This is a genomic window from Vibrio sp. R15-SG3-ISO1B (genome assembly GCF_059833835.1).
Window position 1 is genome coordinate 18,387 of the sequence record NZ_JCBDGG010000013.1, and the last position, 14,995, is coordinate 33,381.

The 14,995-nt window shown below is 49.7% G+C and carries 13 protein-coding genes; 4 read left to right on the forward strand and 9 right to left on the reverse strand.

Going from position 1 to position 14,995, the window contains the following annotated elements; all coding sequences use genetic code 11:
• Positions 1-107: 107 nt before the first annotated feature.
• The 3 genes from lldD (at position 108) to AC6R0S_RS04155 (ending at position 5,039) form a co-directional block, all read left to right on the forward strand.
• Positions 108-1,244 carry an FMN-dependent L-lactate dehydrogenase LldD gene (gene lldD / locus AC6R0S_RS04145; RefSeq protein WP_500626733.1) on the forward strand — a complete coding sequence of 379 codons (1,137 nt, stop codon included), beginning with the start codon at positions 108-110 and terminating at the stop codon, positions 1,242-1,244.
• A 94-nt stretch (positions 1,245-1,338) separates the two neighbouring features.
• Entirely contained in the window at positions 1,339-4,173 is a 2,835-nt protein-coding gene (locus tag AC6R0S_RS04150; protein WP_500632885.1) for an FAD-binding and (Fe-S)-binding domain-containing protein, read from the forward strand.
• 119 nt (positions 4,174-4,292) lie between these two features.
• On the forward strand, positions 4,293-5,039 hold the full coding sequence (locus tag AC6R0S_RS04155) for a dienelactone hydrolase family protein (protein WP_500632884.1): 747 nt from the start codon (positions 4,293-4,295) through the stop codon (positions 5,037-5,039).
• An 84-nt stretch (positions 5,040-5,123) separates the two neighbouring features.
• On the opposite strand, the gene AC6R0S_RS04160 is transcribed toward AC6R0S_RS04155, so the two are convergent.
• The 4 genes from AC6R0S_RS04160 to AC6R0S_RS04175 all read right to left on the reverse strand — a co-directional run bounded on the left by AC6R0S_RS04160 (position 5,124) and on the right by AC6R0S_RS04175 (position 9,546).
• Positions 5,124-5,906: a pectate lyase family protein gene (locus tag AC6R0S_RS04160; RefSeq protein WP_500632114.1), complete on the reverse strand. Its 783-nt coding sequence runs from the start codon at positions 5,904-5,906 to the stop codon at positions 5,124-5,126.
• A 9-nt stretch (positions 5,907-5,915) separates the two neighbouring features.
• The gene (locus AC6R0S_RS04165; protein WP_500637278.1) at positions 5,916-6,479 is read right to left on the reverse strand and encodes a hypothetical protein; all 564 of its coding nucleotides are present in this window, start codon (positions 6,477-6,479) and stop codon (positions 5,916-5,918) included.
• A gap of 61 nt (positions 6,480-6,540) precedes the next feature.
• Positions 6,541-8,763, reverse strand: a complete 2,223-nt coding sequence (locus tag AC6R0S_RS04170) for a right-handed parallel beta-helix repeat-containing protein (RefSeq protein ID WP_500637279.1) — start codon at positions 8,761-8,763, stop codon at positions 6,541-6,543.
• 72 nt (positions 8,764-8,835) lie between these two features.
• Complete coding sequence (locus AC6R0S_RS04175; protein WP_500632111.1) at positions 8,836-9,546, reverse strand: oligogalacturonate-specific porin KdgM family protein; 711 nt, start codon at positions 9,544-9,546, stop codon at positions 8,836-8,838.
• 265 nt (positions 9,547-9,811) lie between these two features.
• On the opposite strand from AC6R0S_RS04175, the gene AC6R0S_RS04180 reads away from it, so the two are divergent.
• The gene (locus AC6R0S_RS04180; protein ID WP_500637280.1) at positions 9,812-10,240 is read left to right on the forward strand and encodes a pectinesterase family protein; all 429 of its coding nucleotides are present in this window, start codon (positions 9,812-9,814) and stop codon (positions 10,238-10,240) included.
• Between the two features lie 53 nt (positions 10,241-10,293).
• Here AC6R0S_RS04180 and AC6R0S_RS04185 read toward each other — a convergent pair whose 3' ends face one another.
• The 5 genes from AC6R0S_RS04185 to AC6R0S_RS04205 all read right to left on the reverse strand — a co-directional run bounded on the left by AC6R0S_RS04185 (position 10,294) and on the right by AC6R0S_RS04205 (position 14,915).
• On the reverse strand, positions 10,294-10,812 hold the full coding sequence (locus AC6R0S_RS04185; protein WP_500637281.1) for an NUDIX hydrolase: 519 nt from the start codon (positions 10,810-10,812) through the stop codon (positions 10,294-10,296).
• Positions 10,813-10,927: 115 nt separating this feature from the next.
• Entirely contained in the window at positions 10,928-12,565 is a 1,638-nt protein-coding gene (locus AC6R0S_RS04190; RefSeq protein ID WP_500626738.1) for a methyl-accepting chemotaxis protein, read from the reverse strand.
• Between the two features lie 452 nt (positions 12,566-13,017).
• Positions 13,018-13,416, reverse strand: a complete 399-nt coding sequence (locus AC6R0S_RS04195; RefSeq protein WP_500637282.1) for a GFA family protein — start codon at positions 13,414-13,416, stop codon at positions 13,018-13,020.
• Positions 13,417-13,446: 30 nt separating this feature from the next.
• Entirely contained in the window at positions 13,447-14,247 is an 801-nt protein-coding gene (locus AC6R0S_RS04200; protein WP_420378201.1) for a mechanosensitive ion channel family protein, read from the reverse strand.
• Positions 14,248-14,447: 200 nt separating this feature from the next.
• The gene (locus AC6R0S_RS04205; protein ID WP_500637283.1) at positions 14,448-14,915 is read right to left on the reverse strand and encodes a DM13 domain-containing protein; all 468 of its coding nucleotides are present in this window, start codon (positions 14,913-14,915) and stop codon (positions 14,448-14,450) included.
• Between the last annotated feature and the right edge of the window lie 80 nt (positions 14,916-14,995).

Consider the following 14,995-nt stretch of genomic DNA (forward strand, 5'->3'; position numbering starts at 1 on the left):
TTGGAATTAATCATTTTCATTATTTCCCTATACCGAGAAAAAGGAAAGCGATAAATTCACAATTAAGAAACAATTCAATCACAATGTAACGCCGTAAGGACATCGCCATGATCATTTCCGCCCCTACCGACTATCGCGCGGCCGCTCAACGTGCCTTACCTCCCTTTCTGTTTCACTATATTGATGGCGGCGCAAATCAGGAGCATACGCTGCGCCGCAACTGCGAGGATTTACAGGCCATTGCACTTAAGCAGCGGGTACTGCGCAACATGGAAGATCTGTCACTCTCTTGCGATCTGTTTGGCGACACCCTCTCGATGCCTATTGCTCTAGCCCCCGTCGGGCTCACCGGTATGTACGCTCGGCGTGGCGAGGTGCAAGCGGCGCGCGCCGCTGACAACAAAGGCATCCCGTTTACGCTCTCGACGGTGTCTGTCTGCCCAATTGAGGAAGTGGCCCCTGTGATGGCGCGCCCGATGTGGTTTCAACTCTATGTACTCAAAGATCGCGGCTTTATGAAACACGCTCTTGAAAGGGCCAAAGCGGCCGGCGTCACCACGTTAGTCTTTACCGTCGATATGCCCGTACCCGGCGCTCGATACCGTGACCGACATTCAGGCATGAGTGGTGACTACGCCGCGCTAAAGCGGGTCTGGCAAGCGACGTGTCACCCAAAGTGGGCATGGGATGTGGGTCTCAACGGTAAGCCGCATGATCTGGGCAATATTTCAGCTTATCGCGGTGAACCGACTCAGTTAGAGGACTACATTGGCTGGTTGGGGGCCAATTTCGATCCCTCCATCAGTTGGAAAGATCTCGAGTGGATTCGTGAATTTTGGCAAGGCCCAATGATTATTAAAGGCATTTTAGATCCTGAGGATGCCAAAGACGCGGTGAAATTTGGCGCCGATGGCATTGTGGTGTCAAACCACGGAGGACGCCAACTCGACGGCGTCCTCTCCAGCGCCAAAGCCCTCCCCGCTATCGCCGACGCCGTCAAAGGTGAGGTGAAGATCATGGTCGATTCGGGCATTCGAAGCGGCCTTGATGTCGTCAGAATGATCGCCCTTGGCGCCGATTGCACCCTGCTCGGTCGCTCATTTATTTATGCCTTGGCCGCGCAAGGTCAAGCCGGGGTTGAACACTTACTGAGCCTGTATGAAAGTGAAATGCGCGTCGCGATGACACTGACTGGCGCAAAATCACTTGCGGATCTCAATCTCGATGCGCTGAGCCAAATATAATCAGCAAACCGTGCAGCAAGACAGGCACCAAACGACATAATAAAAACAAGTGGTTAGGCCATGATAGCCCCACTCTACACAGCAGGAAGCGGATATGCCCAATACGTTAAACTCTCATCCTTATTCGGCCTTGATTGAGACGCTGAGCCAGCGCCTTGATAAGGATAGACTGATCACCGATGACGCCAAGCGCCTTGCGTATGGCACCGATGCCAGTTTCTATCGCTTGATTCCAAAACTAGTGGTCAAGTTGTCCAACCTCGATGAAGTGATTTGGGTGATCCGCACCTGCCGCGAGTTTGCGGTGCCCTTTACCTTTCGCGCCGCAGGCACCAGCCTTTCAGGCCAAGCGGTGTCGGATTCGGTGTTGATCACCTTGACCGATCACTGGCGCGGCCATGAGGTTATCGAAAATGGCGAAAAAATCCGCCTGCAACCCGGTGTGATTGGCGCTGACGCCAACCGTTACCTTGCGCCCTATCAGCGTAAAATTGGCCCCGATCCCGCCTCAATCAACACCTGTAAAATTGGCGGCATCGCAGCGAATAACGCCAGTGGAATGTGTTGTGGTACGGCGCAAAACTCCTATCGCACCATCGATAGCCTGACACTGGTTTTAAGCGATGGCACCGTGCTCAATAGTGCTGACCCAGCCAGTGTCGAGGCATTTAAACGCCAGCGCCCTGACATCATTGACGGCTTAACCCAACTGGTGGCAAAAACGCGCGCTAACCCCACACTCACCGAACGCATTCGTCACAAATATCGCCTAAAAAACACCACAGGCTACGCCCTTAACGCACTGGTCGATTTTGATGATCCGATTGAAGTGCTCGAACATCTGATGATTGGCTCAGAAGGCACCTTAGGCTTTATCGCAGACATCACTTACCACACCGTGGCCGATCACCCGTTCAAAGCCTCGTCGTTACTGGTGTTTGCTGATATCGAGACCGCCAGTCGCGCCGTCACGACTCTCTCCCAATCGCCCATTGCCGCCGTCGAACTGATGGATGGCCGCGCGCTGAAATCCGTCGCCGATAAACCGGGTATGCCCGACTTTATGTCGACACTGACCACGGACGCAGCCGCGCTGTTGGTTGAAACCCACGCAGAAAGTGCTGATCAGCTCGAGGCGCAATGTGCGCGTGTGATGGCGGCTCTGACCGATTACGCGATTATCGAATCGGTCGATTTTACCCGCGATGCGAACACCGTCGCCACGCTGTGGGGCATTCGAAAAGGCATGTTTCCTGCAGTCGGCGCCGTTCGTGAAGTGGGCACCACCGTTATCATCGAGGATGTCGCTTTTCCCGTTGAGCATTTGGCCCACGGTGTGCGCGATTTGCAGCAACTGTTCGATCGCTACCACTACGATGAGGCGATCATTTTCGGCCATGCGCTGGAAGGCAACCTCCATTTTGTTTTTACCCAAGGGTTTGATAGCCAAGAAGAGATCGCCCGCTATGGCGCATTTATGGATGACGTTGCCGAGTTGGTCGCGGTGAAATACCAAGGTTCACTTAAAGCAGAGCATGGCACAGGGCGCAATATGGCCCCTTATGTCGAGCTCGAATGGGGCCAGGACGGCTATCAATTAATGCAGCAAATTAAACGCTTGTTTGATCCCGACGGACTGCTCAACCCCGGCGTCATCATCAACGACAACCCCAACGCGCACCTTGAGGATTTGAAGCCGATGCCTGCGGCGGATCCGATTGTCGATCGTTGCATTGAATGCGGCTTCTGTGAGCCGGTCTGCCCATCGCGCACCTTAACGCTTTCCCCTCGCCAGCGGATTGTGTTGTATCGTGAGATCCAGCACCGCAAACGCCATCAACTGCCTAGCGCGCATGAGCTAGAGCAAGTGTTTGAACATCAAGGTTTGGATACGTGCGCCGCCACCGGACTGTGCGCCGATCGCTGCCCGGTGGGCATCAACACGGGTGATCTGGTCAAGCAACTGCGCAGTGCCAAGTATCAGTCCTTCACGCGGATTGCACGTTGGACAGCGGATCACTTCGCCACTACGACCACGTTAACCCGCGCCGCGCTGGGCGCAAACCGTATCGCCTCTGCCCTACTACGCCCTAACAATATGGCGGCGGTCATGAGCCAAATTCGCCGAATCACCAAAGGCAAAACGCCACAATGGTTAGCAGAAATTCCCACCGCAAACCGCCACCGCGTCAATAAGGCGATGGAACTCTTGGTCAAATCCGATAAAAAAGTGGTCTATCTGCCCTCATGCGCTTCAAGAACTATGGGCCAGCAAGCGGACAACCCAGACTCACGCAGCTTGACTCAAGTCACACTCTCGCTGATCAAAAAAGCAGGCTTTGAAGTGATCATCCCAGACCAGCTCGACAGCCTCTGCTGTGGCATGCCCTATGACAGCAAAGGAATGGCGGATCTCGCCAAGCAAAAATCCCTACAACTGGAAAAAATGCTCTACGCCGCCAGTTACCAAGGGGAGTATCCTATTTTGATGGACACCAGCCCGTGCGCGAAGCGAAGTATTGAGCACTTTACCCAGCCGCTGACCATTGTCGAGCCGACGGGCTTCGTTCATCGTTACTTGCTGCCACACTTAACGTTGACGCCCAAACAAGAAACCGTGATGTTGCATGTCACCTGTAGCGCAAGACGCATGGGATTGGAAGCCGACATGCTCGCGCTCGCCAAGGCGTGCGCCACCGACGTCGTGCTACCTGAGCACATCGCCTGTTGTGGCTGGGCGGGCGACAAAGGCTTCACCACACCGGAGCTCAACCAAGCAGCGCTCGAATCGCTCAAAGCGCAAGTTCCCGAAGGGTGTCGCCGCGGATTTAGTAACAGTCGCACCTGTGAAATCGGATTGTCCCATCACAGTGGCATCCCGTATCAATCGATTCTGTACTTGGTGGATGAGGTGTCGACGCCGTCCTAATCCTCCCCTATAAAAACATGGCTTCGATTTGCGCTCTTTGTGCGCCGCTTACGTAAGACAAGCGATAACGTATTTTGACTCAATACGTACTAAGCTTGTTGAAACAACGGAGGTGAACAATGAAAAAGAGAATCGGGTTAGGGTTAACGCTACTCAGTAGCGCGCTGATGAGCGTCAATGCGTTGGCAGGCGAAAGTAAAATTTACAATGTAAATGGTAGTGAATACGAGGGCTACTGGTCCAAAGCGGGTGACGATGCCCCGTTGGTCTTACTGGTGCACGACTGGGATGGGTTGACCGATTATGAAATGAAACGGGCACAGATGTTGACAGAGCAAGGCTACAACGTCTTCGCTGCGGATTTGTTCGGCAAAGGGATTCGGCCTGAGAAAATTGAAGATCGTCGCCAACACACTGGCGAGCTCTATAAAGACAGAGACAAATTGCGTGCTTTGATGCAAGGCAGTTTAGACTTTGCCGCCAGCTTAGGGGGCGATGTCAGCAACGCGGTGGTCATGGGTTACTGTTTTGGCGGAGCCGCAGTTCTTGAATCGGCGCGTGCAGGCATGCAAGCAAAGGGTTTTGCGACGTTTCACGGCGGCCTATCGACGCCTGAAGGGCAATCCTATCAACAAACTAAAGCGCCTATCCTAGTGCTGCATGGTACCGCGGACACGGCCATTACCATGGATCAATTTGCCGCGCTCGCAACCGAGTTAGAAGCGACCCAAGTGCCCCATGAAATGATCACCTACAGCGGCGCGCCCCACGCATTCACCGTGTTTGACAGCGACCGCTATCGAAAAGACGCCGACGAAAAATCGTGGCAACGCTTTGGTGAGTTTTTGGCCTCGGTGACGCGGTAATAGACGCGCTGTCAGAAACGCAATGAAGAAAAGCAGCCTCCTTCCAGATGGCTGCTTTTTTGTTTGGCGACAATACCGTTTGAATTATTGACTCAGCTTGCCCGCACCAACCTTATCTTTCAATATGTTAAGCAACTCTTCGGGTGCTTTGACATCATAGGCGTAGTGTTGGCTTGGGTGCCAAAAACGCGCCTCTTGAGCCGGATCTAGCGAGATCAGCGGCGCATTGCTTTTGCCTTTTTTCGCCTTCGCGTGGGCAACCTCGTTCAACTCAACGGGCTGACCGTTCAACCAGTTGTTGTGCGCGAAGTAATAAGAGCCGCACTTTGCTTCGCTCCAACCCGCATTAAGACACTTCTTCTTGTTGCTTTGGCTAGAGCTGTAACCAATCAAGCCAACCTTATCGTGATGCTTGAAGTGGTTGTTCGAGACCGTCACTTTGGTTGACGCGCCAACGATATCGATCAAGGCGTCGTGGTGTTGCACTTTTTGCGTCTTTTCGTTGTATGGAGCGTCCCAAACGGGTGGGAAGCGATCGTCAGTCCGTTCACCATTGCTAAAACTGTTGTGATCAATCCAAACCATAGACGCGTTTTCTACTGTGATGTTGTCGTACTCAGAGTTCCAACGTCCTCCGCGCAGCGTGCACCCGGTTGGATTGACCTTGTCATCAACAAACGTCTCACTGCAATTTCCTTGACCAAATTCTTTTTTGTCGACTTTAAACGAATCTCTTGGTCCCCACCCTGGAAAATCATCAAACGCATCGGTAAAGCGAAGGTTTCGGATCACGATATTTTGCGCATGATAGTTGTACGGTTTGGCTTGATTCTTTTCTCTGTCATAGCGCAGTTGACCTAATCGCAACTGACCATGCTAAATTTCCGCGTCGGTGCCAACGCCAATCAGTGATGTATTCGAGCCGACACGCAGCACGATATGGTTGTTTTGCTGGCGACTAAAGCATTGACGCAGAGTTTCCAGTTCACCCGTTAACTCCGGCGGACGACCGTTTACAAGCGATTGTTTGTTCCACTCTTGCGGACGATAGGCCTGATAATAAGCGGCATAGAAATCGTCGTAGCTATCGTATGGCGAGTCACAATGTGCCATATACTGCTCAGGTGCGATGGGTTGACCTGTCGCATCACTGTTCAAATCGATGAAACCTTTGACGTAAATGATTTTTGCCTGATGAGATGGCTCAACCCACGCACCCTCTGAGGCGATGCTTGGTTGACCCTCGTAGAGTGCATCCATCAGCTCTTGACGGTTGGTGACTGTGGTGATTTGTGTCGCGCCGCATCCCCCCGTCACACCAGTCGCCCAGCCTGTTGCACCAACAGAGCTTGGCGTCGAATCGGTGTCAGGTGAACACGCTGCCCATGTGGGTAGCGCCAACATGGTACATGGAAGAATGAAAAGTGAGGCGATTTTCATCGTGTTGTACTCCATAAAAAGCGATAAAAAAAGGCTTAGCGTTTGCTAAGCCTTTCGGTGGTTAGGGTTGTGATAACAACGCTTTTAAGCGCATCGCTTCCGATTGACCGGGAACCGGTTCGGTAGCGGAAATTTTCGATGCTTTTTTCAGCTCCACCAAACGCTGCGACTCTATCGCCTGACCTTGGTCGTTGACGGTAATGCCATCCGCAAGCAGGTAGTTGTTCTGCTTCACATCCGCGTTCACCACATCACTGTAGTCACTGTCAACAAAGAAGCGGTATGACTGGTTACCCGTAAAGGTACCCTGCTTCACTGTCTCTGTGTATGGACTCTTACGTACGAGGAAATTGAAACGTTTGTTGTCGATAGACACGTTATTTTCCAATTGCAATGCACCCGGGTTGAAGTTATCGGTAAAGCCGTCCATGTGGTTGTGGAAGGCTAAGTTGTTGCGCACAATATGCGCCACAGGTAAACCTTCACCGCCGAGCTTAAAGCCATTACCACGTGAACCGCCTTTACCTGCTACTTCAAGCGTTTGTCCATTTTGGTACGCAACAGAATCTAGAATAGTCACGACGCCATTGGCACCATCTTCAACCTTGTTGAACAAATCCCAGCCATCATCGATGTTGTGATGGGCAACACAACGGATAAAGGTGTTCCCGTCACCGATGCGCATTTTGGCAGCAAAACCGTCAGCATTGATTTGTGACTCATCCATGTTGTTGTAGCTTTCGCTGTTTTCCACCACGTTGTAGCTTGCCCACAGTGCACGGCCAATCTTCGCCTGTGAGGTGATTTGGAAACCTGTGTCAGGTGCACTGTGCGTCACAATGCGATCAAAGTGGTTGTGGCTGCCGTGAACGATATAGCGCGCACCTGCCACCTCGATATTCTTCACATTCCAGTAGCTGGCGTCATGCAAAATATCGCCGCTAAAGGTCACGCCATCTTTTGCGATCAGATGCTTGGGTTTATCTTGGGTACCACTCACAGACACTGGCAGCGTCAAACCTGGGTAGACACCCGGCTCTAATGTGATGGTACCACCCGGTGCCACTAGCTCTACAGCTGCCGCAAGATCAAGCTGGCTGTTAGGGCTAACGGTGAGGTTCATTGGATCGCTCACCGTGACTTTTTCAACCGATTGAACGTAGCTTTTCGCGCTCAGATCCGGCCCTTCGACAGGGGTATAAGTCACAGTAAATTGCGCTTGGTTGTACTTGAGCGTGGCATCGTAGTTGAAAAACTCACCGGCACTGACCGCCACGTTATCGACCAAGGTCTGACCGTTTTGGCTCACGCTGAACGTGCCCGAGTAGTTGGCACGCGACTGCAAGGTATAGTTATCAATCGCACTGCGATCAGGTGACGCTTGTTGCAGCACCACGTCTTCTAATGTGGCTTTGTACAACGGCGCATCAACTGTGTTGGCTGGAGTTAGCGTGAGATCCACATCGCTGACGGTGATTTTTGCATTTCGAGAGGCAAAGAAACCGATATATTGGTAATTCGGATCTTGCACTTGAACAATATTGGCATTCGCACCTTTGATCTCTTCGCTCTGCTGCACTGTGCCATCATCATAGGTGACAAGGTAGCCGCTGTCGGTACGTGTTAGCGACATTTTGTAGGGCTTATCTGAGCCAAATGGCACGCCTTTAATGAACTCATCACGGCTCATGCGGTTGCCGCCCGTACCCCAAGGTTGGTAGATACCTTCACGGTAATTGGCGTTGATGTTCACCAAACCATTGGTCGCTTTTTTGTTTGCACGCAGCGCATGCATCACCATGTTCGATGCCGAAGGAAACTCTTCCAAACCTTCAGGTTGAGGATTCAATCTTGGTTCACCAATAATATCGCGTACCATGATCCCAGCCCCTTCTTGGCGGTTGGGTTTTGAACCGGTTTCAGGGCCAAGCTGATCCAAGGTGATGGTCGCAGACAGGGTGAAATTCACATCGGTTGGGATTTTGGTGTAGTAAAAAGTCACACCTTCATGAGAGTTAGCGAGCTTGCCGCCACGGCTTTCAATGGTAAAGGTGTCCGCCAAAGCACCTGCGGTGGCCGGTTGGCCATTAACGAGCACTTCATTGGTGCCGACTTTTTCCGGCAGTATGGTTGAACCAAAGTTTAAATCGGTGGATTGACCAAACGTAATGGCCTGCCAAGTGAGCGTATCAGGAGAGAGAGATTGTGATTGTTGCGTATCGGTCGCACATCCAGTGATAGACATCGCCGCCGCGATACACAGAGCAATGGGCGTTTTTTGCATAATGGGTATCCTCATTTAAACCCTATTGGCACCGGAGTACCAACAGGGTTTTAGGTATCGTCAAGATGGTGATTAGAAGCTGTATTTCATGCCGATACGGTAACGAGGTTTCCAAGCATCTTTCTCAGAGCTGTTCTCTTTCTTATCTGGTGTCACACCAAATTCAGCAAACGGATACCATCCGCCACCCATTTTGTACTCTGCTTTGAAGTTGAATTCAGTAAATCCGTCACTGTCACCTTTCCACACATCTTCACCCTCTTGTTTCCAGGTGTAGTCTGACGATGCACTCAGCGACCAGTTGTCGATGCCTTTGTAACCTAGGCCCACAGTCCAACGGTTGTAGTGTGAGTTATCGTCGCCACCATTTTTGATCTCATAGTGGTAACGATGACGGAAAGATGTCGACCAATCGTCGTTAATTTTGTAACCCAACGTTAGGTTAAACTGGTGGGCATGTTTATTACTGCCCGTTTCCCATTTGTACTGAGGGGTTAGAGTAAATTGGCCATCAAGCTTCCAGCGGTAGCTGATGTTGGCTTGGTTACCCGCATCAACAAACTGGTCGAAGTCAAAGAAGCCGTCACCACTTTGCCACTTAGTTTCCACTTCCCAACCGACACCATTCGCATGGCGATGGGAAACCGCGATACGGTCTTTATGGACTTGGTCTTTGCCCTCAAATTTAGGCGTCCACTCGTGACGCATATTGATAGAGACCGCATGCGCCGCTGTACTGGTTAGTGCGAGTAGGATAGCAGAAGTTATAATTTTATTTTTCATTTCGAAACACCGCTTTGTTCTCGTTAAGTTCAATTTAACTTACGCCTTAAAGACCCTTATTTGAAAGTGGTATTTAACCAAAACGCGATCAGTGAAACGATGTTTTAATAAATTGCGTTACTAAATGTGATTTAAATAATATTTACTAAACTCCTATAAATTAATATAAAAACACTTAGTAAAGGCAAATCAAAAACCTGAATCAGATCATAATAAAACAGTGTTTCTATTTATTTTCAATGAAATAAAAAAAAGGATTTACAGCGTGAATAGATTGGTAATTCTTGGAATCGGAGCGACGTCAGCCCTGCATATTGTCACAGCAAACAGTATGATGGATGAGAACGGGAAGAAGTTTGGCACCTTTGGCAGTCGTACGGTCAGTGTCGATGCCGCTGACTTTCAAGCTCGAAGCCTCATGATAGAAAATGGCTTTGATTTCCCACAAAACCAAAAGAAAGCAAAAGACGATCCAGGCCGCCAGAATGGGACTCAAGCGGTGGCGTTGCTTATTTCCCATCGAGGGGATCGGGCTCAATTTCGAGATGTTTCCGTTAACAGTTATCAAGACACATTATATTTTCGTGCAGGGCGCGCCTATTTTGACGAATCACAAATCAGTGGCACCGTCGATTTCATCTTTGGTCATGGCACCGTATTAATTGAGCGCAGCGATATCATTGCTCGATACTAAGATAGTGCCATCATGTCAAACGAGCATGGGGGCTGTACGAAACCCATGTTCGCTCACAGCATCTCTTTGGCGATCAGTTGCAGCAAGAAGGTTTCGCGCTCGATGCTCATGCCCTTTTTGTCACTTTGCGCCATGGTTTTCTCGTTGTGAGCGATGGCATCGTGGATATTCATCCACACAGGTTTCATCCCGTTTTTTATTTCATAATCTTCGTAGGCCGTCTCACCGAGCTCTCTGTCCACCTTGCAGGTGTAGCAGTAGGAGATCATGTGCATCACATCGGCGTCATCTTTGTACCAAGGACGAAACTCTTCATATAGGCCGAATGGCTTGATGGCGTGAATATTTTGCGCGCCGGTTTCTTCTTGCAGTTCGCGCACCATGCCTGCGATGACATCTTCATCGGGATCGAGGCCGCCACCAGGGATGGTGTAATCGTGGTAACGCGCGGTATAGAGTAAGAGGATATCCTCTCCACTAATGACAATGGCTCGTGCAGCATTACGCTTAAACACAGTTTTTTCGTCTAGGTGATCAATATCGGGGTGAAGAGTAGTTCTAAGGTGTCTCATAATGAATCGCGCAGCTCTGATGGATGTTGCTCTAAATAATGGGTCGTGATTCTATCATCAGAGCTGGCGATTTACCTCAGTTGTCGAAAGACGTGCCTTGTGTGTTGAGAGACGTTTATGCCAGCTTGAAGCGCTGAATCATGGCCAGTAGATCATTGGAGACACGGTTCAACTCTTGACCTGATGACGCCATTTGTTTTGACTCTACCGACACTTCTGACGCCATATCACGCAGGCTGACAACATTGCGGTTGATGTCTCCGACCGTGACCGTTTGTTGCTCCGCAGCCGTTGCGATGTGCTGGTTCATCTCCTCAATCGTGTGTACCTCTTTGTTGATGAGATTCAGCGCATCTCCCGCTTGGCTCGATAACGCAGACGCACTGCCCGCTTTTTCAGCGCCTTGGTTCATCACCTCCACCACATTTTTCGCGCCGGCTTGCAGTTTTTCAACAATGCTCTGGATCTCTAATGTCGACTCCTGCGTTCGCACCGATAGCGTTCTTACTTCATCGGCGACCACGGCAAAGCCTCGACCTTGTTCACCGGCGCGCGCCGCTTCAATGGCGGCATTGAGCGCCAATAAGTTGGTCTGCTCAGCGACGCCTCGAATGACTTCCAGAACCGTGTCAACGTTATTAGCATCGCTCGCTAGTTGCTGCACCACCTCTGTTGCTGCTTCGATTTGCTGTGCAAGTTCATTGGCGACCGTGACATTTTGACTAATAATCGCGTGGCTATTCGAGGCTTCTTTCGCCGCTAATCCACTGGCATCATTGGCCTCAACGGTGCGACTGGCCACTTCTTCCACCGTCGCGAGCATTTGAGTCATCGCCGTCGCCAACATATCGACGTCGTTTTGCTGCTGGTTCAAACTGTCATCAATATGATGCACCGAGTGTGTCAGTTGCGAAGCGGATGCTGAGACTTGAGCCCCGGCATCGCTGATGCTCTGCATGATGGTCTGTAGTGAGGCAATAAACTGGTTGAAATAACGCGCAAGTAATATCAGTTCTGCACTGCCCTCTTCCGGCAAGCGCTGAGTCAGATCGCCTTCACCTTTTGACAACTCACGCATCGCTCTCACCGTGCGTTTAATTGGGCTAGTGATGGTTTTTATGAAGTAACCGACAATCAAGGATAAGACCACCAAAATCCCCAGAGCGTAGCTCAATGAGGCGATTTCCGACATTCTGGTTGCATTTTCAAGCGCCACCATGTTCATCCCAGACCCTATCATCCAACCCCAGGGTTCAAACTGCATCACATAACTGGTTTTCGGATCGATGGTGTTTTTATCTGGATTCTTCCAAGTGTAGTTGACGAAGCCGCCACCACTTTGCGCCATCTTGTACAAGTCTTTAACAAAGAAATGTCCAGAACTGTCTTTGAACTCCATGATGTTTTTGCCTAGCAAAGAATCGACACCCGTTGCCAATTGGACACCGTGTTTGTCTCCCACGAAGATGTAGTTCCCCTCGTCAAAACGCATTGCAGAGATCGATTGAAGGGCGTTCTTTTGCCCCTCTTCCAACGTCAGCTCGCCACTTTGGACTAATTCGTAGTAGCGATTGGCGACACCCATCGCGCTTTGCACTAAGGTTTCAACCCCATGCTCGTAGTTGTAACGCATGTGCTCTCGGGATTTGTCGATGTTAAGTAGAGTGTTAACAATAAGCCCCAGCGCGAATAGCGCTAGGATTGACCATGCTCTGACCGCAATGGACACGTCCTTGATTTTTAGTGGTTTCATACCTGTTTTCCTAGCCATTCTGAATCGATTTTATCGTTATTGCTTTGAACTGCTTCCAACGTCACACACTGGGTATGATGTTGAATTCGTCGCTGTTGTTATTATTTTGTAAATTTAGCACTCTTTTTAGGGCTCGATATCACAAAACACTGAATACAGAGCGCAACATGTCCTATTAATAATTCAATAGATAAAACCCACTGATTTAGAGCATTAGCACCATGAATGATTAGCATTTTATGCTGGTTAATTTCCATACTGGCATAAACATCGGAGCATCCTACTTTTGAGACGGCGTGATGACGATCGCTTTATCTGTTGCATAACAGCCTCTCGAAATTGGATTTACCGCGACAGGGAATAATTTTGAACTGGCTATTGCGTTGAAAATGAAGATGCGTTACTGATTACAGGTTGAGCAAACCCAATCCCGAGGATCTGCTCGGCATGTTCTAAGACCTATCGGCGGGGTGGTGCACTCCGTCCATCGTCGTTATGTCGCCAAGATCAAACGGGTTCACCTCTTCAAGGCATCCGACATTGTAGCCATACTCTGTCGGGTCCGAACGGCGCTTATGATGAGTGTAGATGCCACATATTTTGCAAAAATAGTGTTTTGCTGTGTGGGTATTAAATTGATAGAGAGTCAGGCTCTCTTCTCCTTGCAGTAGGGTGATCCCATCCAATGGCACAGAGGCCACTATCGCTCCTTTACGACGACATAAGGAGCAATCACAACGGCGCGGTTTCTCAATCCCATTAGGCAAAGAGAGCGCCAGTTTAACCGCACCACAGTGACAACTTAGCGTGTGTGTTTCTTTAATTGTTGTCGGACCCACTTGCTTGATCATGCTCTCCTCCTTAAGAATTTCTTGATAGCGCTACGGCGCTACCTTAGGAAAACGCTGCTCATACAAAGCCATAAAATCCATACGAATCCCCTGCTCTAGATGAGACGCTTTGTCTGTAGGGCAAAAGAGAGTGAACTGAACAATTTGCTCACCCGTCGCCGCACTAGTGACCGCGATATGAGGCTCTGAACCGGGCAAATCGACCCCCGCTCGCTTTTCAATAATGGCATTGTATCGTTTGGCGACTTCACTAAAGTAATGAATGCGTTCGTTAATTTTATCTTCGACATCTTTAAGCATCGGATACAGATTGACAAAATCCGGCACGATGATTGAGAAATGGTGGAACACATACCGCTTCATGAAGTTCAAGTTTTTAACCGGATAGGTAAAAAATAAGCTGTTTGGTAAGGTGATGGTCTTGCCTGTGTAGTTGTACTCACCGTGATAGATATCAATCTCCTGAATCACGGTGGCCATCAAATTGTGTTCGATGACTTCACCAGTACTTTTGCCCACTTCGATCCAATCGCCCATGCGAAACGAACGCGAGCTCGCACGCTGAATGGAGCCCGTGAAACAGAGGATAATCTCTTTTGAGGCAACCACAATGGCCACCGCAATCGCCGTCACTGAGAGGGCGAATTCACTGATTTCCGGTTTCCACAATGTGAACAGCAACACCACAGTGACCGCAAAAGCGGCGTTTTTTGTGCGATACATCCAGCTGCGTTGCTCTTCACTGACAAAAGCCACGTCCCCACGAATCTTAGCCAATACCACGCGACGAACCAAAGCAATCAGCAAAATAATCAGCGCTGTAAAAACCATTTTGTGAGTCAACAGGAAGTCAATCACTAGGTGAATTTTGTCCACACCAAACCTCGTTATGTTGCACAGTGCCCATCGCCGAGCACCGCAAATATTATTTGTCCTTAGTGTACTGAATACCTAACCATACAAACAATGGATGAAGAGAATAAATAAGTGACTTTGACCAAGGGGCTCGTGTTTTGAACGTCAAACACGCTTTATTTGTAACGGGCAGAAGTAATAAATTCTTTGAAGGTTTCACACCAGACGATCACCGTGTTGTACTCTTCCACATGGACGCCAGCAGGAATAGTGAGATAAAAACGCTCGAAGGTGTTCACATCCCCAATCAGCACCATTTCTGCCTGAAGGTCCAAAAACGACGCTTCGCTTTCCACATATTGAGGCGAAAGATAGAGTTTATAATCTGGGCCCGGTGCAAGCTGACCTATAAACCCGATAGCATCTGGCGTAATCGACACAGAGCCCTCACCCCAATGAAGAAAATCACTGTCTTGGCGTGCTCTATCAAATGTGGCGCTGTAGAGCGCGATATGAGACAAGGCTTTAATCTGACTGATATCTGGAGACGGAGGCTGGGTAATAATCGGCAATGCGTAGATACCCAGTCCAATCCCCGCAGCAAACACCAAGAGATGGCTGAGTAGCCCCAACAATACTCTCATCTAACACCTCATCTCCTTGTCATCATCCAAATAAGCGTAATGGTATTCGCCAAATTTTTCAGTTATTTAGCAAGGTGTTT

What these genes read in the sequence shown, in the direction of transcription:
- AC6R0S_RS04165 (WP_500637278.1), bottom strand. Translation starts at nt 6,479, where the DNA reads ATGAAAATCGCCTCACTTTTCATTCTTCCATGTACCATGTTGGCGCTA.
- AC6R0S_RS04205 (WP_500637283.1), bottom strand. Translation starts at nt 14,915, where the DNA reads ATGAGAGTATTGTTGGGGCTACTCAGCCATCTCTTGGTGTTTGCTGCG.
- AC6R0S_RS04150 (WP_500632885.1), top strand. Translation starts at nt 1,339, where the DNA reads ATGCCCAATACGTTAAACTCTCATCCTTATTCGGCCTTGATTGAGACG.
- AC6R0S_RS04195 (WP_500637282.1), bottom strand. Translation starts at nt 13,416, where the DNA reads ATGATCAAGCAAGTGGGTCCGACAACAATTAAAGAAACACACACGCTA.
- AC6R0S_RS04175 (WP_500632111.1), bottom strand. Translation starts at nt 9,546, where the DNA reads ATGAAAAATAAAATTATAACTTCTGCTATCCTACTCGCACTAACCAGT.
- AC6R0S_RS04185 (WP_500637281.1), bottom strand. Translation starts at nt 10,812, where the DNA reads ATGAGACACCTTAGAACTACTCTTCACCCCGATATTGATCACCTAGAC.
- AC6R0S_RS04190 (WP_500626738.1), bottom strand. Translation starts at nt 12,565, where the DNA reads ATGAAACCACTAAAAATCAAGGACGTGTCCATTGCGGTCAGAGCATGG.
- AC6R0S_RS04200 (WP_420378201.1), bottom strand. Translation starts at nt 14,247, where the DNA reads ATGGTTTTTACAGCGCTGATTATTTTGCTGATTGCTTTGGTTCGTCGC.
- lldD (WP_500626733.1), top strand. Translation starts at nt 108, where the DNA reads ATGATCATTTCCGCCCCTACCGACTATCGCGCGGCCGCTCAACGTGCC.
- AC6R0S_RS04170 (WP_500637279.1), bottom strand. Translation starts at nt 8,763, where the DNA reads ATGCAAAAAACGCCCATTGCTCTGTGTATCGCGGCGGCGATGTCTATC.
- AC6R0S_RS04155 (WP_500632884.1), top strand. Translation starts at nt 4,293, where the DNA reads ATGAAAAAGAGAATCGGGTTAGGGTTAACGCTACTCAGTAGCGCGCTG.